Source organism: Pedobacter sp. WC2501 (assembly GCF_052682415.1).
Window position 1 is genome coordinate 358,640 of sequence record NZ_JBQZFI010000001.1, and the last position, 22,769, is coordinate 381,408.

The 22,769-nt window shown below is 37.6% G+C and carries 20 protein-coding genes; 4 read left to right on the top strand and 16 right to left on the bottom strand.

Annotation, left to right across the window (positions count from 1 at the left end; translation table 11 throughout):
- Window positions 1–509: 509 nt before the first annotated feature.
- From ACUN24_RS01535 to ACUN24_RS01585, 11 genes are all read right to left on the bottom strand, one after another.
- Entirely contained in the window at window positions 510–728 is a 219-nt protein-coding gene (locus ACUN24_RS01535; protein WP_029278686.1) for a hypothetical protein, read from the bottom strand.
- Between the two features lie 57 nt (window positions 729–785).
- Complete coding sequence (locus tag ACUN24_RS01540) at window positions 786–1,550, bottom strand: 5'-nucleotidase, lipoprotein e(P4) family (protein WP_445560949.1); 765 nt, start codon at window positions 1,548–1,550, stop codon at window positions 786–788.
- 51 nt (window positions 1,551–1,601) lie between these two features.
- Window positions 1,602–2,729: an ATP-binding protein gene (locus ACUN24_RS01545; RefSeq protein WP_445560950.1), complete on the bottom strand. Its 1,128-nt coding sequence runs from the start codon at window positions 2,727–2,729 to the stop codon at window positions 1,602–1,604.
- 198 nt (window positions 2,730–2,927) lie between these two features.
- On the bottom strand, window positions 2,928–3,824 hold the full coding sequence (atpG, locus tag ACUN24_RS01550) for an ATP synthase F1 subunit gamma (RefSeq protein ID WP_121284030.1): 897 nt from the start codon (window positions 3,822–3,824) through the stop codon (window positions 2,928–2,930).
- Window positions 3,825–3,911: 87 nt separating this feature from the next.
- Window positions 3,912–5,486, bottom strand: a complete 1,575-nt coding sequence (atpA, locus tag ACUN24_RS01555; protein WP_121284031.1) for a F0F1 ATP synthase subunit alpha — start codon at window positions 5,484–5,486, stop codon at window positions 3,912–3,914.
- 193 nt (window positions 5,487–5,679) lie between these two features.
- A complete protein-coding gene (atpH, locus tag ACUN24_RS01560) occupies window positions 5,680–6,219 on the bottom strand; it encodes an ATP synthase F1 subunit delta (protein WP_445560951.1) in 540 nt (179 codons plus the stop codon).
- A 91-nt stretch (window positions 6,220–6,310) separates the two neighbouring features.
- Window positions 6,311–6,805 carry a F0F1 ATP synthase subunit B gene (locus ACUN24_RS01565; RefSeq protein WP_445560952.1) on the bottom strand — a complete coding sequence of 165 codons (495 nt, stop codon included), beginning with the start codon at window positions 6,803–6,805 and terminating at the stop codon, window positions 6,311–6,313.
- 88 nt (window positions 6,806–6,893) lie between these two features.
- Complete coding sequence (gene atpE / locus ACUN24_RS01570) at window positions 6,894–7,109, bottom strand: ATP synthase F0 subunit C (protein ID WP_055912908.1); 216 nt, start codon at window positions 7,107–7,109, stop codon at window positions 6,894–6,896.
- A 41-nt stretch (window positions 7,110–7,150) separates the two neighbouring features.
- A complete protein-coding gene (gene atpB, locus ACUN24_RS01575) occupies window positions 7,151–8,281 on the bottom strand; it encodes a F0F1 ATP synthase subunit A (protein ID WP_445560953.1) in 1,131 nt (376 codons plus the stop codon).
- Between the two features lie 14 nt (window positions 8,282–8,295).
- Complete coding sequence (locus tag ACUN24_RS01580; RefSeq protein WP_445560954.1) at window positions 8,296–8,685, bottom strand: hypothetical protein; 390 nt, start codon at window positions 8,683–8,685, stop codon at window positions 8,296–8,298.
- Window positions 8,686–8,885: 200 nt separating this feature from the next.
- Window positions 8,886–9,107: an AtpZ/AtpI family protein gene (locus ACUN24_RS01585; RefSeq protein ID WP_445560955.1), complete on the bottom strand. Its 222-nt coding sequence runs from the start codon at window positions 9,105–9,107 to the stop codon at window positions 8,886–8,888.
- Between the two features lie 111 nt (window positions 9,108–9,218).
- Here ACUN24_RS01585 and porW point away from each other — a divergent pair, with 111 nt between their 5' ends.
- The 4 genes from porW (at window position 9,219) to uvrC (ending at window position 16,975) form a co-directional block, all read left to right on the top strand.
- The gene (gene porW / locus ACUN24_RS01590) at window positions 9,219–11,975 is read left to right on the top strand and encodes a type IX secretion system periplasmic lipoprotein PorW/SprE (protein WP_445560956.1); all 2,757 of its coding nucleotides are present in this window, start codon (window positions 9,219–9,221) and stop codon (window positions 11,973–11,975) included.
- 10 nt (window positions 11,976–11,985) lie between these two features.
- The gene (locus tag ACUN24_RS01595; RefSeq protein ID WP_445560957.1) at window positions 11,986–12,714 is read left to right on the top strand and encodes a hypothetical protein; all 729 of its coding nucleotides are present in this window, start codon (window positions 11,986–11,988) and stop codon (window positions 12,712–12,714) included.
- A 44-nt stretch (window positions 12,715–12,758) separates the two neighbouring features.
- On the top strand, window positions 12,759–14,978 hold the full coding sequence (locus ACUN24_RS01600; RefSeq protein WP_132399153.1) for a transglycosylase domain-containing protein: 2,220 nt from the start codon (window positions 12,759–12,761) through the stop codon (window positions 14,976–14,978).
- A 194-nt stretch (window positions 14,979–15,172) separates the two neighbouring features.
- Entirely contained in the window at window positions 15,173–16,975 is a 1,803-nt protein-coding gene (gene uvrC / locus ACUN24_RS01605) for an excinuclease ABC subunit UvrC (protein WP_445560958.1), read from the top strand.
- Window positions 16,976–17,101: 126 nt separating this feature from the next.
- Here uvrC and porN read toward each other — a convergent pair whose 3' ends face one another.
- From porN to ACUN24_RS01630, 5 genes are all read right to left on the bottom strand, one after another.
- Complete coding sequence (gene porN / locus ACUN24_RS01610; RefSeq protein ID WP_445560959.1) at window positions 17,102–18,013, bottom strand: type IX secretion system ring protein PorN/GldN; 912 nt, start codon at window positions 18,011–18,013, stop codon at window positions 17,102–17,104.
- Window positions 18,014–18,020: 7 nt separating this feature from the next.
- Window positions 18,021–19,553, bottom strand: coding sequence for a type IX secretion system motor protein PorM/GldM (porM, locus tag ACUN24_RS01615; RefSeq protein WP_445560960.1), 1,533 nt, complete (start codon window positions 19,551–19,553; stop codon window positions 18,021–18,023).
- 41 nt (window positions 19,554–19,594) lie between these two features.
- Window positions 19,595–20,401, bottom strand: a complete 807-nt coding sequence (gene porL, locus ACUN24_RS01620; protein ID WP_445560961.1) for a type IX secretion system motor protein PorL/GldL — start codon at window positions 20,399–20,401, stop codon at window positions 19,595–19,597.
- A 39-nt stretch (window positions 20,402–20,440) separates the two neighbouring features.
- Window positions 20,441–21,766: a type IX secretion system lipoprotein PorK/GldK gene (gene porK, locus ACUN24_RS01625; protein WP_445560962.1), complete on the bottom strand. Its 1,326-nt coding sequence runs from the start codon at window positions 21,764–21,766 to the stop codon at window positions 20,441–20,443.
- 224 nt (window positions 21,767–21,990) lie between these two features.
- Window positions 21,991–22,761 carry a uroporphyrinogen-III synthase gene (locus ACUN24_RS01630; protein WP_193424203.1) on the bottom strand — a complete coding sequence of 257 codons (771 nt, stop codon included), beginning with the start codon at window positions 22,759–22,761 and terminating at the stop codon, window positions 21,991–21,993.
- Window positions 22,762–22,769 lie beyond the last annotated feature (8 nt).

The window sequence follows — 22,769 nt, forward strand, 5'->3', positions numbered from 1 at the left end:
TTTAGGTAACCCAATGTTGGTTTTAGCGCTGTGGGAAGGGTGTTTTGAGGAGGGAATTATTAAAAATTCTTAGGAATTGAAAGCAGTTTTTTTCGTTGTAACACAGAACTGTTGTTATTAAACCTGATAAAGCGAAAAGACCACAGCGAGGTACGAGCGAGGACTTGAAGCGATAGCAGGACTGCGCTCTGCCATTAAAACAGAACTGCTCATTAAAAAAAAAATTGACAACCTAAATCAACTTACTACAAGCCAGCTGAGATTCATAGCAGTCTTTTTTTGAAAAGCAGGTTACTGTGCACATCGGTCCCGAAAGCCCTGCCATCCACTTTATCCCGATGAAAAATCGGGATGTCCGCTCCTGTCAGGTTTAGATTATATGGTTCTACCTTCCTATTCTAAACCCGAAAGGCGCGCTAAATTTTATTTAAACCTGTCAGTTGGGCGATGAAACAAAAAAGCCGGTCATGAATGAACATGACCGGCTTTATATTTTGATAATAGAACGCTTATGCGTCTAATATTTTGAATACACCTTTAATGGCAATAATTGCACCAATGAACAAAACAATCCAGGATGCTAATGATACTTGCCACGAATCGTAAGCGAAACGTGCGTAAGTACCCACCATGCAAACCAGTACACCAAAAATCATTAATTTATAAATTCCTGGCTGGTTAGCCGTTTTCATACTTTCTGTATTGTGCTTTAATTCGTTGTTCTCCATAATGTTTATTTTTATGATGCTGCAAAAGTAATACTTATTGCTGAATAATTATAAAACTTAGTAACTTTTTAATCGTTCTAATCTTTGTTTCGCTTTATCCTTATCACTAAGTTTTTCTCCCTGATACAAAGGCTTTTCCCAATCGCCGTACATTGGGTTGGGCAACACAATATACTTTGTTCCAAATAGGTGCTGATTTGTGTTTACCTGCTCGAAGGTATTTTTATTTTCGCGATAAAAAATGTTACTGAAATCGCTTAAATTATCGCCACATAGCAATAGAATATTGTGCGTTTCTGTAATTTTTTGGCGGCGCGGTTCTTTATTTGAGGTTCCTTTTGAAACCACTAAATGTGCATCATCTGCATAAGGAAAGCCAAAGTGCTGCAAATTTTTTAGCGTAGCTGCATAATCTTTTTCATCGCGGTTGCTTACATAAAAGGTTTCGATGTTCTTTGATGCTGCAAACTTTAAAAAAGCCAATGCACCCGGAACAGTGTCGGCCTGGGCCAGACTTGTCCATTCGGTCCAGTCTTCAGATACATAACTTAGTCCTTTTTTAATTTCGTGCCCCTGGAAAGCAGAATTATCCAAAACGGTTTCATCAATATCGACAATTACACAATTTGGTTTTTTACTGGTATCGGCCCATAAAGCTTCTTTTAACGATAAATGGGCAAAGTTATAAGCCTGGAAACATAAGGCCCTATACTCGCCCGAAGTTTGCTGCCAAAGCACTGCATTGGTATAATCACGGGCAGGATTTTGAGCTTTAACAAAAAACGGAACAGTCAATAAGATAATGAGGATGTATTTTTTCATAACCTGATATTAGGCTACAAAGATATTAAACTCCTGTGATGCAGCATTCATTTAACCGTTCAAAAAAATTCCCCTATCAGCTTTCGATATTAATGATGTTTCCGCATCGGGGTAAGCATGCGTAAAAGTAAGTGGAATTTTATTTTTCCCTCTTTCGCTCCATTTAAACTCAACAGCCAAAAGTTTTTCTTTTGTTTTTTCTATATAATCAATTTCCTGTTGTTGCGTAGTACGCCAGAAAAAACATTCTGCTTCTATCTGGTTCTGGTGCAAAAACTTAATCCGTTCAGCAATCATATAATTTTCAAATAGTGCACCAACATCATTCCTGTTTGCTATCGGATTAAAATTCCGCGTAATGGCATTTACAATACCTGTATCATAAAAATAAATCTTTTTGTTTTTTTTAATTTCGTTGCGCACATTACCCGAAAAGGCAGGTAAGCTAAAAACCACGAAAGATTTTTCGAGTAGACTGATGTACTTATCTACGGTTTTTTGATCCGCCTTTACCAGTTGTGCCAGTTCAGAAAAGTTAACTTCGCTCCCAACCTGCAAAGCCAGTGCCTTCACAATTTTTTCGAAAAGTAGCGGCTTTTTAACATCTTCCAAAGTAAAAAGATCTTTATATAGATAACTATCTGCGAGTAATTTTAAATGCTCCTCTGCGTTCTGCGGGTCGTTAATAATCTCGGGATAGGAACCATAAATTAAACGTCGCTCCAGCGATCTTTCTTCGGTAATAAAGTCAGTATCATTTACCAGCTCTGCGTATGAAAATGGCAAAAGCATCATTTCATATTTTCTACCGGTTAAGGGCTCGTTTATTTTCCCTGATAACTCAAATGCTGATGAACCCGTAGCAATAACCTGAACAGGCTTAAAGCGATCCACAATAATTTTAATGAGCAAACCTACATCATTGATTCTTTGGGCCTCGTCTATAAAAAGCACTTCGTAGCCAGCGAGCATTTGTGCTATTTGTGCCGCATTGGGTTTAGCCAAAGCTTCGCGTACGTCTGCATCATCCCCATTAAGGTACAGGGTCTTTTTAGCCACCTTAGCTAATAACTGTTCAACAAAAGTTGTTTTACCGGTTTGGCGTGGTCCAAAGATGATAAAGGCTTTCCCTTTAAAAAGCCTTGCAAAAGCATAATCCAACTGTTTACGAACAATCATAATAAAAGATTCTTACACAAAAGTATAATAATTTTGGATTACAATCCATAAAAAATATAATAATTTTGGATTACAATCCGTAAAAAATATAATAATTTTGGATTATGATTCAATTACTTATAAAAAAACCCATCTCAATTAAGAAATGGGCTTTGTATTATTTGACTGAAGACTAAAGACTTCCGACTATAGACTAACTTATCCGTTCAATGCTGCTGCACCACTTACAATCTCAGTTAACTCAGTTGTAATTGCTGCCTGACGTGCCTGGTTGTATGAAAGTTTTAAAGCTTTCAATAACTCACCCGCATTTTCAGTTGCTTTATCCATTGATGTCATACGTGCGCCGTGCTCAGAAGCATGAGAATCTAAAACAGCTTTATATAACTGAATTTTTACTGATTTAGGAATTAACTGCTCTACAATTTCTTCTTGAGAAGGCTCTAAAATATAATCAACGTTTGTTGTTTTCTTATCAGCTTTCTGATCCACTGCTGTTTCTTCTGCTTTAGGCAAAGGCAACAACTGCTCAGAAGTAATAATTTGAACTGCCGCATTTTTAAAACGGTTGTAAACAACCTCTACCTTATCAAAGTCTCCTTTAACAAAGCCCGCCATAATTGCATCGGTAATCTTAGTTACGTTTTCGAAAGTTAGAGCAGCATACACTTCATTATTATTACCAATTACGTTATAGTTACGTTTTTCGTAAAAATCCTGAGTTTTCTTACCAATAGAAATAATGCTCACATTACCGTTTTTCAACTGTTCGCTATATTTCTCAGCAATTAAATTGTTGGCCGCTTTAATTACGTTCATGTTAAAAGCACCAGCCAAACCACGGTTTGAAGATACAGTAACAATTAAAACCTTATTGGGCTCACGCTCCTGGATAAAAGGCGATGACGATCCCTCTAAACTTGCTGACAGATTACCTAAAATCTCTTTCAGTTTAGTTGCATAAGGACGTAAAGCGATAATTGCATTGGTAGCACGTTTCAACTTTGCTGCCGAAACCATTTTCATAGCCTTGGTAATCTGCTGTGTTGACTGTACCGATGCAATCCGGTTTCTTACTTCTTTTAAATTAGCCATTCTTTAAGTATCGAGTATTAAGTATCAAGTATCAAGATTGGATTCATTTATCTGTCTTGCTACTTGATACTCGCTACTTGTATCTAATTAATATTTACTTGAAATCTCTTTTGCTACGGTATCTAATACACCAGTAATGGTATCATCAAATTTACCAGCTTTTAATGCCGCTAAAGTTTCTGGATGACGCATCTCCAATTGAGTTAAATATTCTGTTTCGAATTCCTTTACTTTATCTACTGGTACACTACGCATTAGGTTTTTAGTACCTGCATAAACGATAGCTACCTGTTTTTCAACTGTAAAAGGTGTAAACTGAGCTTGCTTTAACATTTGTACGTTACGTGCACCTTTATCCAATACCGATTTCGTTGCAGCATCCAAATCAGAACCGAATTTAGAGAAAGCCTCTAACTCGCGGTATTGAGCCTGATCTAACTTTAAAGTACCTGCTACTTTTTTCATCGATTTAATCTGCGCATTACCACCTACACGTGATACTGAGATACCTACGTTAATTGCCGGACGGATACCTGAGTTGAACAAGTTCGACTCTAAGAAGATCTGACCATCAGTAATCGAAATTACGTTGGTTGGAATATATGCAGAAACGTCACCCGCTTGTGTTTCGATAATTGGAAGTGCAGTTAATGAACCACCACCTTTAACGATATGTTTAATCGACTCAGGTAAATCGTTCATTGCTTTAGCGATATCATCGTTAGCGTTGATTTTCGCAGCTCTTTCTAATAAACGACTGTGTAAGTAGAAAACGTCACCTGGATAAGCTTCACGGCCCGGTGGACGACGAAGTAATAAAGATACCTCACGGTAAGCAACTGCCTGTTTAGATAAATCATCATAAACAATTAAAGCTGGTCTACCTGTATCACGGAAAAACTCACCAATCGCAGCACCTGCAAACGGAGCATAAAACTGCATTGGAGCAGGATCTGCAGCCGAAGCAGCAACAACAACTGTATATGGTAAAGCGCCGTTTTCTTCTAGTGTACGTACAATATTGGCAACAGTAGAGTTTTTCTGACCGATAGCAACATAAATACAGAACACAGGCTGGCCTGCTTCATAAAATTCTTTTTGGTTAATAATGGTATCGATACAAACGGCAGTTTTACCAATCTGACGGTCGCCGATAACCAACTCACGTTGACCACGACCGATTGGAATCATTGCATCGATTGCTTTAATACCAGTTTGTAAAGGCTCATTTACCGGTTGACGGTAAATTACACCTGGTGCTTTACGCTCTAAAGGCATTTCGTAAGTTTCACCTAAGATCGGACCTTTACCATCTAAAGGCTCACCTAAAGTGTTCACTACGCGGCCAAGCATACCTTCACCAACTTTAATAGAGGCAATTTTTTTGGTACGTTTAATCGTATCACCTTCTTTGATCTCGTCTGAAGCACCCAAAAGTACCACACCAACGTTATCTTCTTCAAGGTTTAATACAATACCTTGTAAGCCGTTTGCAAATTCAACTAACTCTCCCGATTGAACTTTAGTTAAACCGTAAACACGGGCAATACCGTCGCCCACTTGCAACACGGTACCAACTTCTTCCAGTTCGGTTTCTGATTTGAAGCCCGCCAATTGCTGTCTGATAATTGCCGATACTTCGTCTGGTCTTACCTCTACCATAATTTTACTTTATATCTTTTTATAAATGTTTAGTGCTTAGCGCATGGCGCTTGGCGTTTTCCGTGCCATACGCTTATCGCAATATTCTTTCTGTTTGGCGGTTTGCGCCTGGCGTTTTACCACCTACACTTACGCTTCACTTTATTTTTTTTAGACATTTTGCGAATCAACGCTAAACGCCTTACGCAAAACGCTATTGCGCAAATTCTTTTTTAAGTTTACTTAAACCGCTGGCAATACTTGCATCAAATTGCTTATCGCCAACTTTTAATATAAAACCACCAATTAGCTTCTCGTTAATTTTTTCGTTAACAATCACCTGGTTGGCACCTAATTCTTTTTTTACAATCGCTATAATCTGTTCTTTAGCGTCCGGGCTTAAAGTAGATGCAGTAGTTACATCAGCAGTAACAATACCCTTAATTAAATTATATTGTTGTATAAACTGTTTTGCTGTTGCAAATAAAATCGCCGAACGACCTTTGCTTACCACAATCTTGAAAAACGAGATGGTTAGTTTGCTTACTTTATCTGCAAAAATTCCGTTTAAAATACCAGTTTTTTTATCTAAAGGTACAATCGGGTTTTTTAATATTGCTTCTAGTTCGGGGGTTTCATCAACCACTTTTTCAAACAAAACCATATCATTATAAGAAGTTTCTAAGTCGTTGTTTTCAACGGCTAAGTCTATTAATGATTTGGCGTATCTGCCTGCAACTTTAATTTCTGACATATTCTTAGGTGTGAGATGTGAGATGTGAGATGGAAGATGTGAGAACGAGTCTCCTATCTAATATCTATTGTCTCAAATCTATTTTCTCAAACTAGTTTAATTCAACGTCTTTTAATAAATTAGCTACTAAAGCCTCCTGTTTGGTTTTATCATCTAACTGAGTACGTAATACACGTTCTGCAATTTCTAATGATAAAGAAGAAACCTGGTCTTTAACTTCAGCTAAAGCTGCTTTCTTTTGGTTTTCGATTTCGATTTTAGCTTTCTCGATCAATTTAGTACCTTCAACCTGAGCTTGTTTTTTAGCTTCGTTCAAGATACCATCTTTCAAGGTTTTAGCTTCCTTTAAAATCTCATCACGTTCAGCACGTGCCTGTTGCATCAAATCTTGATTCTGACTGGTTAAACGAGCCATTTCTTGTTTAGCCAATTCAGCTTTATTAAGGGCTTCATCAATGCTTTGCTCACGTTCATGAATGGCACCTAAAATAGGTTTCCATGCAAATCGTCTAAGTAATATCAATAGACACAGAAACGATATTCCAGTCCAAAAAACTAATCCTATGCTTGGGGTTACTAAATCCATCTTATCTAATTTTTTTAATCTTAATCTTGTTAATAAGGCGGGGTAAATAACCAATCGTTAAATACCCTGCCTAAATCTTCAGTTTGAATTATTTAAGGCTGTTACCTAATAATGCAACTACCACACCGAATAAGGCAACACCCTCAATAAGGGCAGCAGCGATAATCATTGCAGTCTGAATTTTTGACGCAGCTTCTGGTTGACGAGCAATACCTTCCATTGCTTTACCACCTACTTGACCGATACCGATACCTGCACCGATTACTGCTAAACCGGCACCAATTGCCGCGATTGAACCTACCATAACTAATTTAATTTATATTAATTGTAAAAAATAGTTTTCTATTAATGATGTTCTTCTACTGCCATACCAATAAACAAAGCAGTAAGTAATGTAAAAATAAAGGCCTGTAAAAATGCTACCAGCAATTCCAATATATCCATAAATATTACGAATGCTACTGAAACCGGAGCAATAGCCAGAGTTTCGAAAATAAAGATTAACGAGATTAAACTCAATACGATAATGTGACCCGCAGTAATGTTTGCGAACAAACGTACCATTAATGCAAATGGCTTAGAGATGATACCAACAACTTCTACAACAACCATTAATGGCCACAACCAAAATGGAACATCAGGTAAAAAGATGTGTTTCCAATAATACTTGTTACCGTTCAAATTTACAATAAGTAATGTACCTAAAGCCATTACAAATGTTAGGGCAATGTTACCTGTTACGTTAGCACCACCTGGAAAAATCGGCACCAAACCCAATAAGTTGTTAAATAAGATAAAGAAGAATATGGTTAACAAATAAGGCATGAATTTAGCATACTTGTGACCAATATTTGGTTTAGCAATATCGTCTCTAACAAAAACAATAACTGGCTCAATGAAAGATTGCAAACCTTTTGGTGCTTTACCAACACGTCTTTTATAGGCGCCTGCCACTGATATAAACACAATAAGAATCAACAGGATAGCCACAAACATTGCTGCAATATTCTTAGTAATAGAGAAATCTAAAACAGTTTTACTTGCCTCTTCGTCAATTTTTCCATTTGCACCAACCACTTTGATGTGATCTTCTTCCAAACGGTAATTATTAAATTTACCATTATAATCGTGCTCACCATGATGAAAATTAGCAGAAGAGAAAAGCTCTAAACCACTAGGCGTATATAAAATTACTGGAAGAGGAAACGAAGTGTGTCCCCAAAGATGCCACATGTGCGAATCAGCAATGTGTTCCATAATTACAGCTGTAGGTTCGAATTTCTTTTCTTCATGCCCAGCAGCACCATGCTCACCAACAGCTGCATGAGCAGAGTCGGCTAAAACACTATCAACAGGAACAACAGCGCTATCAACCTGAGCGAAAGTATCAATTTTGATAGATAAAAACGCGATTAAAAGCGTAAAAACAATAGTTAGCCTTTTAACTTTAGACACAAAAACTCGGTTACAATCCATTTATTGGCAGTTTTTTACTTTAAATTTTGGTGGCGCAAGTTACGTAACAAACAGTAAATTTCAAAGGCCGTAAACAATAAATATAAAGAAAAAAAATTAAGCAGAAATACAAGCCCGATTCCCTTTGCTTTTATACTGTAAATCAACACAAAAGCCATACAAAAAATCATCTTTACCGCGATCGATCCCATAATGGCCATAACACCCACTTCGGGATCCCGTTTTACACCAATATCAACAAGCATATAAGCGATATAAGTGATACCGGCCAAAAACCCAAACATCACCCAAAAGTTGTTTATAAATAATTGTTGTTCAGGAAAAATTAGGGGTAAAACAGCAACAACACCTATTAATAGGCCTACAAAAATGAAATAGATACTGGTAAATTTGGCTAGAGTCAAGGTATAAATTCTTAGCAGATAAAAACTTTTGCAAAGATAAGGTTTTTAGTATCAAGTAAGTAGTGAGAAAAGAATTATTGTTAGATTGGTGAAGTGTTTAAATCGGTTAATTGAGGTAAATACCCTATTGCTGAATTGTTAAATTGATTAATTGTTGGCTGCATCTTGTTCAACAATCTAACAATACAGCCATTTAGCAATTATTTTGTCGCCTGCCTGATGGCCTGATATAACGCAATCCCTACACCAGCTAAAGCAAAAGCAGCAGTAATTAAGTTAGTTTTACTGTTTCTGTGTTCATCAATCTTATAACCAATAAAAGTAAGCAGGCCAATGGTGGCGATCATCTGGAAGCCGATAGCAGAATATTTAGCAGCTGCATTTACCTTCTTTTTTGTATTTTCTTCTTTCGGATTTTCCATTTTTTAATGCAATAATTAAATTAACTTTGAATAATTAAAATTTGTTGCCAAATAAAATATTTTTCTACATATATTGTTAATTGTATACCCCACTTAAGAGATTTATCATACTTGAAAAATTACGCTAACAAAAACTTAAATCCCTTCTTCATCCTCATAAGTATCTTTATTTATGGCTGTGTAGCAAATAAAGATACAGCAGTAGATCGCAGGTTTCAGAACTTGACAGCAAAATACAACTATATATATAACTCAAATGTTTTACTAAACGAGTACAATGAGAGCCTGTTACAAAGTTATGCGGATAATTATGAAAAAATCCTGCCTGTTTACCTCGATCCTGAGCCGCAAATAAATCTGGTTTTAACACCTGGCGTTGCCAATAAACAATTGGACGATGTGATCACAAAAGGACAAACCATTATCAACGACAAAAGTTTTAGCAATTATATTGACGATGCTTATATGCTTTTAGGCAAGGCAAATTACCTGAAAGGCAATTATTTTATCGCTTCTGAATACTTCGATTATACGGCAAAAACCTATAACAACGACCTGAAAACGTTCATTACGGCGATGAACTGGAAAGCGCGTAGCCAAATGCAGCTGAACAATATGGTACTGGCTGATAAAATTATCGATACCATGTTACGTGCTTCTGATGAGTTGAAGAAAGATTTGGCAGAACCATTGGCTACAGCCGCCCAAATGCGTATTTATCAGAACCATAATAAAGAAGCAATCCTATTTTTAGGATCGGCAATTGCACTTCCAGCTGAAAAACAGCTTCGTATCCGCTGGCGTTTTATATTGGCGCAGTTGCAGGAAAAAGAGAAAAATCTTCAGGATGCATATGCCAATTTTACCAAGGTTGAAAAAAGCAATGCCCCTTTTGAAATGTATTTTCATGCCAATTTAAACTGCATTAAGCTGAAAGCATTATTAAGTGGCGTTAAGCTAAATAAAGAGGAACAGCTTTTAGCATTACTTAAGGACGATAAAAATTTTGACTATACCGATCAGATTTATTATCAGGTTGGAGAACTTTTTTCTGCAGAAGGCAACTTTGTAAAAGCTGAAGAGAATTACCACAAATCAGTTGCAAAAAGTACCAGGAACCAAACTCAAAAGGCGTTATCTTACTTAAGAATTGCCGATTTAAACTTTAAAGAGTTTAACAACTATATTAAAGCAAAACTGTACTATGATAGTACCGTGATGATTTTACCCAAAAACTTTCCTGATTACGGCAATATCGTTAAAAAGGCCGACAATCTTCAATATTTGACAGATAGGTATACTATTATCACCAAAGAAGATACCGCTCAGGCCATTGCCAAACTTCCTGCCAACCAACGCGAGGCAAAGGTAAAGGCTTATTTAACACCAAAAGTGGAGGTGGTAAATACTGGAGTTGTAATTAGCAACCAGTATTTAAACGACCCAGATTTTCCTAATCAAACGCTAAATGCTTCGAACAATGTTGCTGGAAATACCTTTTATTTCAATAATAATGCTGCAATAAGCAATGGCTTTGGTGACTTTAAAAAACGTTGGGGCACTAGACAGCTGGAAGATAACTGGCGCCAGAGTGTACGTTCATCTGCACAGGAAACCAACCAGGTTTTAGCGGGCGGAAAGGTAGCTATAGAAATTATACCTGCAAATGGCCAAACCAATGTGGCAGCCACCGACCAAACTTCATTAGAAAAGCAGTTTCTGGATGCTTTACCTACTACGCAGGCGCTATTGGCTATATCCGATCAAAAAATTATAGATGCCTATTTCGAAATCGCCAGTTTTTACCAACAGGAACTGAACGATAAACCAGAGGCCAATAAAATATACCTGGAACTGATCAAAAGATATCCTGAGAATAATCACCTCGTAGCCATTTACTACAGTCTTTATCTCAATTATAAAGGTTTAGATGAAGTAAAATCTGATCAGTATAAACAATTGGTACTTACAAAATTCCCTGAATCTAATTTTGCGAAAAATATTTTAGACCCAACCTATTCTGCCAAGCAAACACAGATGGAAAACATGGTCATCAACAATTACAATGCAGCTTTTGATGCTTATGCAAAAAAAGAGTATGCCAATGTAGTTAAACAGGCTGATGATAATATTTCAGCTTTCCCAAATAACGATCTGGCACCGCAGTATGCTTATCTAAAAGCAATAGCAATTGGCCGTACCGCAAAAGTTGATGCCTTATTGACTGAATTTAACCTGATCACTACCAATTATCCAAACGATAAAATTATTACGCCATTGGTTCGTGATCATTTAAAATATATTGAGGCAAATCTGGATGAATTTAAACAAAGGCCGGTTGCCCTTATTGATTTTGATGCAAATGAACCCCGTTTTGTAAGTCAGGCCGCCCCGGTTGCTGTTCCAACAAAACCTTTGGTAGTTGAAAATCCTGTAGCAAAAAAGGCTGAACCAACTCCTGTCGCCAAACTTGTTGAGGTTAAACCAGTTGATCCAACTAAACCTGTTAGCATTTTCAGTGCTGCAAAATCAGAAGAGTATTATTATGTAATCGATGTGGCCGATGCCACTTTAACCTTAAGTTCATCGCGTTTCGGGATCGGTCAGTTTAACCGCGGAAATTATCCCGACAACGATTTGGAACATAAATTGGTAGAACTGGATAACGATCAGTTGATTTACATTACAAGTTTTATCGACCTTGAAGATGCTAAACTTTACGAATCGAGCATTACAGGCCAGCTAAAGAACATTATGAAGGTTCCGGCCAACCTGTATAAGGCTTTTATCATTAGTAAAGAGAATTTTGGTAAGCTTACCGATAGACAGCGGATTAATGAATATCTGGAGTTTTTAAAAGACAATTAAAAAAAACAACATGAAACTGTTTTTTATTTCAGTGCTGCTCGTTACGGTTGTTTGCTCTTGTAAGTTTGCTGAAGATGGAAAAAACAGCGGGAATAAAAGTGTAAAACCAACATTAAAGATTAGGTACCTCCACGAAAAAGACCCGGATTTTAACCTGCTTAATAATGCCATTGTAAATATTAGCAAAGGAAAAACAAAATTATTGATCGATGTTAGGACTAAGTCTTTGGAGCATTATATTTTTGCATTCAAAGAAAATATCATCAAAATAAGTAATCATGGTGGCGATAGTGTGGATGTATATGGTTTAGATAATAAACCGGTGAGAAAGGATTACGTTGAGCCGGTTTCCGATACCACAAAAATGCTAAGTGCGTTTATAATTAAAGAACAAAACAATAAATACATAAAAAAATCCACTTTCCAAGATTCGGGTAGCGAACTTTATTATCCTACCTTTGAATATAAATATTGCCTGGTAGATGATATAGACAATGACGGACAACCCGAATTCTATTTAACTTATTTTGGTGAAAGCGACGGATTAGATGCAAAACCGTTAAAAGTGATTACCTATTATCAATTCAAGAAGGTAAAAGCAACAGCATATTACCCGGCAGGGAATGAAGAAGATGAATATTACGTAGATTACGACAAAAACTGGAAAACACTGCCAAAAATAATTCAGAAAAAAGTAAACCATATTTTGGAATCGCGGAAGAGTGAAACCAAACTATGACTTAATGAATTATAACAACAAATATATTAACCTGATTTATTAAAATGAACAAATCCCTTTCTGCACAAGAAACAAAAAGATATAGTTTACTCATCTGGAAAATACTGATCGGCGGAATTGCGCTCTTCGCTATTTTCATTTCGATGATCGGATTAGGTCTTTTTGGTGCACTGCCCTCTTTCAGAGACATAGAACACCCGAAAAGCAATCAGGCTTCCGAAATTATTGCCGAAGATGGCCGTCCATTAGGCACTTATTTTGTTCAGAACAGATCAAATGTTACTTATAAAGACATTTCTGAAAATGTAATTAACGGATTAATTGCGACAGAAGATACACGTTTTAAAGAGCATTCGGGCATAGATTTTAAACGTACTTTCACCATTATCGGTTATAATTTAATCGGTAAAAAACAAGGTGCAAGTACCATTACTCAACAATTGGCTAAAAATCTCTTTCCAAGAGAATCAAACTTAAATTTTTTTTCCCTGGTATTAACCAAATTTAAAGAATGGATTGTTGCCGTTAAACTGGAACGCAACTATACCAAAGAAGAAATTATAACCATGTATTTAAATACGGTCGATTTTGGTAACCAGGCTTATGGCATTAAATCGGCAGCCAGGGTTTATTTCAATACCACTCCTGATAAGTTAACCTTAACACAGGCCGCAACTTTAGTGGGCATGCAAAAAGGGATTACCATGTATTCACCAACCCGCCATCCTGAACGTTCAAGAGACCGTAGAAATACTGTAATGGCTTTGATGGTCAAAGCTGAGCTCTTAACCCAATCGGAATTTGATGAACAAAAAGATAAACCGCTCAACCTGCATTTTAATGCCGCAACTGTTAATGATGGTATTGCACCATACTTCCGTTCGGTATTGAAAAATGATATCAGAAACATTTTCCAGGAGCAGTCGATTACCAAACCGGATGGTACCCCTTACGATTTAGACCGCGATGGTTTGAAAATTTATACCACATTAAATTATGACATGCAGGTATATGCCGAGGAAGCACAAAAAGAATATATGAAAGTGCTACAAGCACAGTTTATCGCCAGCTGGAAAGGCAGAAATCCTTTTAAGGACAAAGCTTTACAGATTGAGCAGGGCGTTAAAAGATCAGACCGTTATAAATCGTTAAAACTGGAAGGTAAATCTGATGATGAAATTAAAGATGATTTCAATACCAAAACAGAAATGACTATTTTTACCTGGAAAGGTAACATCGATACCGTAATGAAACCGATCGATTCGGTACGTTATTACAAAATGCTTTTGCGGAATGCCATGATGACGATGGATCCAACCAATGGACATGTGAAAGCATGGGTTGGTGGAATTAATTACGAACACTTTAAATACGATCAGGTTAAAATGGGAACCCGCCAAGTCGGTTCAACAGCAAAACCATTTACTTATGCGGTTGCGATTGAAAATGGTTATTCACCTTGTTACACCGTACCAAATGTTCCGGTAACTATAGACGGTTATGGTGAACCATGGACGCCAAGAAACTCGGGTAAACCACTACCAGGCAGCATTACCTTACAAAAAGCACTGGCTTACTCACAAAACTTTGTTACCGCTTATTTAATGAAACAGGTTGGTCCTGTGGCAGTATCTACATTAGCCACGAAAATGGGGATCCCTAATGTTCCGGCATTCCCATCTATTTGTTTAGGTACGTTCGATTCTTCAGTTTATAATATGGTGGGCGCTTATGGTGCTTTTGCCAATAAGGGCACTTATACCAAGCCCATTTATTTATTGAGAATTGAAGATAAAAACGGTGTGGTACTATTTTCTCAAAAGGAAATACCAAAACCTGTAATGAGTGAAGAGGTTGCTTATGTAATGACCAGAATGCTGAAAGGTGTGGTTACGAACGGAACCGGATCAAGATTGAATTATAAATACAAGGTAAATGCACCGATCGGAGCAAAAACAGGTACTACCCAAAATAACTCTGATGGTTGGTTTATGGCTATTACCCCACAACTGGTAACCGGTATCTGGACAGGTTGCGAGGACAGGGCTTTCCATTTCATTAGCACCAGCCAGGGTGAGGGTGCAAATACTGCTTTGCCAATTTTTGCAGGTTTTATCAAAAGAGTATATGCCAATCCGGCCTTAAAAATTAGTCATGCTGATTTTGAAGCGCCAAAATCTGGTGTTTCGATTACCTACGATTGCAACCAATACCAGCAACAGGAAGAAGGTGCAACCGAATTGGATGAGAAGTTGGGTTTTTAACGTTTTGTGGTTGCGTGAAGGATAGCAGTGGAAATCCTTTTGTTGCCGCCTCGAGCGCGGCCGAAAGGCAACAAAAGATTGTAACGGATAGCCTGACCCTTTGCGCAGCTTAGGGACAGGCCCAAATTGTAAAATGTTTCCCTTTGGTTCATTTTAATCAAAATTATCCCTCTCGAATCCTATTTTTGTAAATAATGAGCAGTTTCGACCATAAAACAGCATTAACAGCTATTCCACATAAACCCGGCGTATACCAGTATTGGGACGCAGATGGAAAGCTCATGTACATTGGTAAAGCGAAAGACCTGCGCAACCGTGTAGGTTCATATTTTAACAGCGACAGAAACCAGTTTAATGGCAAAACAAGGGTATTGGTATCCAAGATCCGGAAAATTACCTTTACGATTGTTGATACAGAGATTGATGCCTGGCTACTCGAAAATAGCTTAATTAAAAAACATCAGCCTAAATTTAACATCAACCTAAAGGACGACAAAACATATCCCTGGATTATTGTTAAAAACGAGAACTTTCCCCGCATTTACTGGACACGTAAGGTAATAAAAGATGGATCCACCTATTTCGGTCCTTACGGCTCGATAGGCATGATGCACACCATTTTGGACCTGATTAAGGAAACCTACCCCCTTCGTACCTGCAGCTTGCCCTTAACGGAAAAAAATATAACTGAAGGAAAATTTAAAGTTTGCCTGGAATATCAAATTGGCAACTGTAAAGGTCCTTGTCAGAATTACCAGACCGAAACTGATTACGATAAAAACATAGGTGAGATTAAAGAAATCCTGAATGGTAAAATCGGGAATGTAATCAGGGATGTTAAAGGGGTTATTAAATCGGCATCAGAAAATCTGAACTTTGAACTGGCGCATCAATATGCAAGGAGATTAGAAGTACTGGAAAAATACCAGAGCAAATCGACAGTGGTAAACAGTGCCATAACTAATGTGGATGTGGTGAGTATTGCTTCAGATGAACGTTATGCTTTTGTGAACTACCTAAAGGTGATGAACGGAACAATTATCCAAACACAAACCATTGAGGTTAAAAAGCAGTTGGATGAAAGCGATGACGAGATTCTAACCTTGGCGATGTTGGAGTTCAGAACAAAATTTAACAGTACCTCGAAAGAAATTATTGTTCCTTTCGAGCCCTCATTAGAGGATGAAAGTTTAAAGTTTACCGTTCCTAAACTGGGCGAAAAGAAGAAACTTTTAGAACTCTCGCAAAAGAATGTACTGTTCTTTAAAAAAGAGAAACTTAACCAATATGAAAAGCTGAATCCAGATTTACGTACTGACCGGATTTTAAGCACCATGCAGAAAGACCTGCGTTTAACCCAGCTTCCAAAACATATTGAATGTTTTGATAACTCCAACTTTCAGGGGAAGTATCCGGTTTCAGCAATTGTGGTATTTAAAGATGCCAAACCATCTAAAAAAGACTATCGCCATTTTAATGTGAAAACGGTTGAAGGTCCCAACGATTTTGCGACGATGGAAGAGGCTGTTTTCCGCCGCTACAGGCGAATGTTGGATGAAAACCAGACTTTGCCACAACTCATCATTATTGATGGCGGTAAAGGGCAGCTTTCGTCGGCTGTTAAGAGCTTAAAGTTATTGGGAATAGAAAATAAAGTGACGGTGATCGGTATTGCCAAACGTTTGGAAGAACTGTTCTATCCAGGTGATTCTTACCCCTTGTATTTAGATAAAAAATCGGAAACACTGAAAGTTATTCAACAGCTTCGTGATGAAGCCCACCGCTTCGGAATTACCTTTCACCGCAAGAAACGCGATCAGGGTACACTTAAAACGGAACTGGAGCAAATTGGAGGCATTGGTAAAACAACAGCTGATAAATTACTTACCCATTTTAAATCAGTTAAAAAGATTAAAGAAGCTACAGAAAAAGAATTGGCAGAAGTGCTAAACAAAAAACAGATGATTACCCTTCAAGCTTATTTTAATCAGGGATAACGTTTTAATCCTATTTTTTTGAGGAAGAATTAAGATTTCTCCTAAAATGAAATAATTGGAACGGACGTCGAAATGATGATATCTCAAAAAAGGCTCCGATTTTCATCGAAGCCTTTTATTATAAGATTAATATTCCCAAAGTCCTTGTTCGTAATCCAGAACAGATTTTTTAATCCTTTCTGATTCGTACAACCTTTCCCTGGGATCGCTAATAATGTCTCTGATTTTATTGTCTCCTGGATTTGATTCTTTAACAATATAACTACTGAATAAGCGGCGAATAAAGAAATCATCGAAACTTAATGATGAAGCATCATTATTGGTATTAATTAAACGTTTCTTTGTTAAAATTTCTCGGGCTTCCGGATAGTATACCCAAAATACAGGTTGCCATTGTTTGGAAACCTCGTTGTATTTTAATGGCGCTATCCCCACAATACGCGGTTCGAAAATAGAACGTTTGGTATCGAAAATCCAGTCTTCTTTTATTCTGAATTTCAGGAATAACTCTGGGTTAAAATCATTAACAACCGTAGTAACGGTTCCGGTTTTATTGTTCGAAACCTCTGCTGTTCCTAAAGCTGATTTAGCCGCAGAATCTGCAGACATTGGATTAAGGAAAGCATCGTCTTCGTTTAAAGCACTATCAATTGGGGAGTATGCTGTTAGTTCGTCTTTTTTAATTGCTGCAATCAAAACATCAATTAGGCGTGATTTAGGCGATTTTAAGGCCGAGTTAACCGTATCACGTAAATCAATTTCTCTCCATATCCGTTTTGCATAAAAAACATCCTCCTCCCTCACATCAGCCAAAGGAACCATTTCAGTACTGTCAATGTCCTTACGGGCATAGAAACCATCTTTAGGTGGTACCTTTAGTTTCTTCTTAGCTGTTTTCAAGGGAGCTTTCACCGTATCTGCTACAGGAGCAGCAACTACTGGCGCAGCCTTCTTTGGCGCTAATTTGGTTGGCTTTTTTTGTGCAAAAGCAAACGCGGTTAACAAAACTAAAATAGCAATACTTAAAGTCCTTTTCATCTTCTTTTTATTTTACACTAAACGCTAATGAAGGCAAAATTCTTTGACGGCCATCTGGTCCTACAGAAACAATATCTTCAAAAAATACCCTTGTTCCAGGCGTAATTGAATTTATGGCACCTTTAACTGCACCAGCGAAATTCCCACCACTACCAGCAATGGTAACAGCATCGGAACGTGGTTTAATAATTGTTAATTTATAACGTTGTATTTTAAACTTAACGTCAAAAGGAAAATCATCCAGATCTGCTTCAATTTCAGTTTCACTTTTTAACTGTACTGAAGCGATATCGCCACCTGCGCGTCCACCAACTTTGGCAATCGGTGCCGGAATAGCTTTCACCCTGAATTTTTGTGAGCCTAAGCTAATGGTTTTGCCAGCGTTGTTTGCAGATACGTTGATTGATACTTCCTGGCCAACCATGCTTCCTGGAACATTCACGTTATAATTTCCGTTACTACCAGACATTGAACCTCCTGAAATTGAAGCACGCACACTTTCTAATGGAAAGCCAGCTGCTGAAACTGTAAATGGGTTCGCAATACCTGCATAAATTACATTCAATTTAGTTGAAGAAACGGATGCTGATGGTTTTGCTACCTGATAGGTTTGCGGTTGAGTTTTATATTCCTTTACCTGGCCATCAGTTTGACGAACGCGAACAGTACCCACCCAGGTAAACTGACCAACGCTACTGGTACCACCTGTATAAGTTCCTTTACCATCTTTAACGGATAATTTACTTCCATTAACGGTAATATCGGGAGTTGATCTGGAATCGCTCGCTGTTAAAAATACTTCAGCAGTATAGGGTTGACCCTGGATTACGTAAGAAGTAGGTGCTACTGCAACTGCTGCAAACTGATCCAAATTAACCTGTGCTTTATCCATATTTCCAAACAATTTCTTCACAACTTCTGCTTCAGCATTTTTAGTATCCGTTTGCAGTTTAGTTAAAATAGTCATAGCAGCGGTTAATGGTGTTCCCTCACCGAAATAAGTTTCTTGCCAATTACCCTTTCTTTTTCTTGCCGGATCTTTAGCTTCAAGTGAGAAAGAAACATTCGCTCTATCTGCAGGATCTAATAAAGAGATTAATTTCTCTCTGGTAGCATTAATTCTCTTTTTTAACTCATCTGCTTTCTTTTGGTTAATCATGATATTCTGTGCAATATCCTGATTAGATCTATTTACCAAATCTTCAGTTTCAGGATCGATCCCGTCACCTGCCTGAGTAAATTCTTTTTTAATGCTTTCAATATAATTGTTTAAGTCATCAGCTGCTTTCTGAGCTTGTTTAGCCTTATCATAAATAGGCTGAGCACGCGCAGGCTCTTCTTTCAACTTCGAATTTTCGAAGGCAGAAAACAGCTGATTAATACTTGTATTTACATTGTTTTTAGAAGTATCCAAACTATCGTTGATATTTTTGAATGCGTCTAAAATGGTATCTGATACGTTTAAGGCGAGCATGGCCAACAATACCAAATACATGATATTGATCATCCGCTGCCTTGTTGTTTCTTTTCCGCCTGCCATATTTGATGTAGCTTTTCTTTAAAAATTAAAAACTAAACAAATTATATACGTGGGCCGTTCATAGCCGATAACATATTGCCATAAATTGCATTAAGCGATGATAGGTTTTTAGCCAGCTTATTCACCTCTTCTTTAAACTGTTTCGAATCTTCCATCGATTCGCTAAAGTTCTGCATGGTTAATGATAAGTTTGAATAGAATTCGTTCATCGATTTTAGATGTGCGCTCGAATCTCTTAATTCCACTTCGTAAACGGCATTTAAAGCCGACAGGTTCTTAGCCAAATTATTCACCTGATCGTGGTAAGCCTGAGAATCTACGTTGCTTTCGCCCATTGCTTTTAAATTAGCCGTAGCTTTTTCAAAAGATGCACTCAAATTATCAAAACCAGCTGATGCGGTTTTAATCTTACCTGTAAATTCATTTGTTGCAGTAGATGCATCTGCAACGTTAGAAATTGTTGCTACCTTATCACCAAACGTACGCAAACCAGCACCCAGGCTTTCGATCAATTCCGGGCCAATTTTAGCATCAGATAACATTTTATCTAAAGCTGCTGTATTTGCTGGCGCAACGGCTGCAGCAGGCCTTGCTGAAGCCGTTGGTAATTCCCCTTTAAAATCTGCTTTTAGTTCAGGATAAACTCTTTCCCATGCTGGTTCTGGTTCTGGTGGAAAAAACCCCGTTAAGAAGAATAAAAATGCCTCTACACCAAGACCAATACCGATCATATAGTTACCCATAATCCCACCAATATGTAGAATTTTAAATAACGCTCCGATAATTACAATACTTGCTCCCCATGAAATCGCTACGTGTAACCAGCCTGGTTGTTTCTTTGCTGCCATAAATTTTGATATTTTTCTTTAGTTTTTAGTTTGTTCGGTTTAACGTCTTAAATCGGTACCAGGGTAAGATGAAACGCATCTGAAACCAATATATGACCTTTGTGTATCCTGATATTCGTATGTTGCTACAGCGTTTTGAAGAAAATAGCCCGTATCTTTCCACGAACCGCCTTTAACAACTTTACGTTTTTTATATTTGCTGTCGGTTGCACCAGCATCATAAGTAAAATTTGGATTCAGGTCATGCAATAGTGGGCTGGCACCTTTATTATATGCAGTTAAAGTCCATTCGGAAACATTACCTGCCATGTTGTATAAGCCATAATCGTTAGGAAAATATGATCTTACGCCTACTGTATAAATACCACCATCGCTAGAATAATCACCACGGCCTGGTTTAAAGTTAGCCTGTAAACATCCTTTTGTATTCCTGATGTAAGGACCTCCCCAAGGATATTTGGTCTTGGTATTACCACCTCTTGCAGCATATTCGAATTCTGTTTCAGCCGGCAATCTATAATCCGATCTTGATCCTACAGGTAGTTTCCTTGCTGTTGCAACACCATCGTATAATTTGGTTCTCCAGTGTGAGAATGCTTTTGCCTGCTCCCAGCTTACACCCACTACAGGATAATCATCGTAAGAAGGGTGGTTGTAGTAACCACGCACCATAGGGTCATTTTGTGAGTAAGAATAATCTGTTTTCCAAACCATTGTATCAGGATATATAGCAACGGTATAGCGATCAATATAATCCTGGCGTTTGCTGTTTGGGTCTTTATGCCCTAAAGCAGCTTTTTCCATATTTAATTCTGCATAAGAATATTCGAATTTACGAACATCTAATTCTTTTTTTCCCGGAAGGGCGTCCAAACCTGAGTAATACATACCGTCTAATTGGCTCACCTGGGCTGCTGCTGCACCCCTGCCCTTATTACGCCAAATATTGGCACCATTTGGCCCAACCTTTTTCCAGTCGATATATTTCTCTCCACCTACAGCTGCTGCTGCATTCCCCCTTGGGGTAACCATAAATTGTTGCGGGTTACCCATCATCACAATTGCAATCGAATCACGCACCCAGTTAGTAAACTGACGGTATTCTGCATTGGAAATCTCGGTCTGATCCATGAAGAATGCGCTGATGGTAACCATTTTACTCGGCCCATTCTGAGAGAAAGTGATATCTTCATCCGAACCTCCCAGTGGTGTATGCCCTGGTGGTACATAAACCATTCCTAATGGGATTCTATCGTTTTTAAATTTTCGGTTATAAGCGCCAACCAGCTCGCCTTGGCCACCATGACCACAGCTTGCTAGCATTACAGTTATACCTAAAATAGCTAGAAGGTAGATTTTCTTCATATTTTTATATTGTGCATAGCACGATTAGGAGCAATTTTATCAAAAATCACTGAAATTATCTATAAAAGCAAATATTTTATATTAAATCCTTACCTAAAGGCGATTAAAGTTAGATTAACAATTATCCAACACCCTTGTGTATTATTCAAAAATATGCGTAACTCTCTTATTAACAGTAAAGTTACGCATTTGTTTTGTCGACTTATAATAAATTATTTATCGTATTATTTGTTAGATATTTTAATATAATTTTCAATGGCCATCGTCATTGATGGAACGCCGGGGGTTGGCGCAGCAATATCCACTATCAAATCCATATCGGCACAGGCTTTACTGGTATTGGTTCCAAAAGCAGCAATCCGGGTGTTATTCTGTTTAAAATCGGGGAAATTTTTAAACAAAGACTGAATACTTGATGGGCTAAAAAACGCGATAACATCGTAGAATACTTCAGCTAAATCAGATAGATCGCTTACTACCGTTCTAAATAAAACTGCAGGTGTAAAATTATACCCGCTTTTTTCCAAAAACTTCATTGTGTCTTCGGTAGCCATATCAGAGCAAGGATATAAAAACTTTTCATTTGCATGCTTCTTTAACACCTCTGCTAAATCGGCTGCAGTTTGTTTACCAAAAAAGATTTTACGCTTTCTGTATTGGATATACTTCTGCAAATACAAAGCAATGGTTTCAGAAAGACAGAAATATTTTAATTCTGCCGGCACCTCATAACGCATTTCTTCACAGATTCTAAAAAAATGATCTGCTGCATTACGGCTGGTAAAAATTACTGCCGTAAAATCGGCCAGGTTAATCTTATCCTTTCTGAAGTCTCTTGCTGGTACACCTTCAACATGAATAAAAGACCTGAAATCAACTTTTAAGTTGTGTTTTTTGGCCAAATCGTAGTAAGGAGATTTTTCTGTTTCAGGTTTTGGTAAAGTAACCAAAATACTTTTTACTTTGCGGATTCTAGAGTCGTTCTTTTCTTGCATTTTCCTTT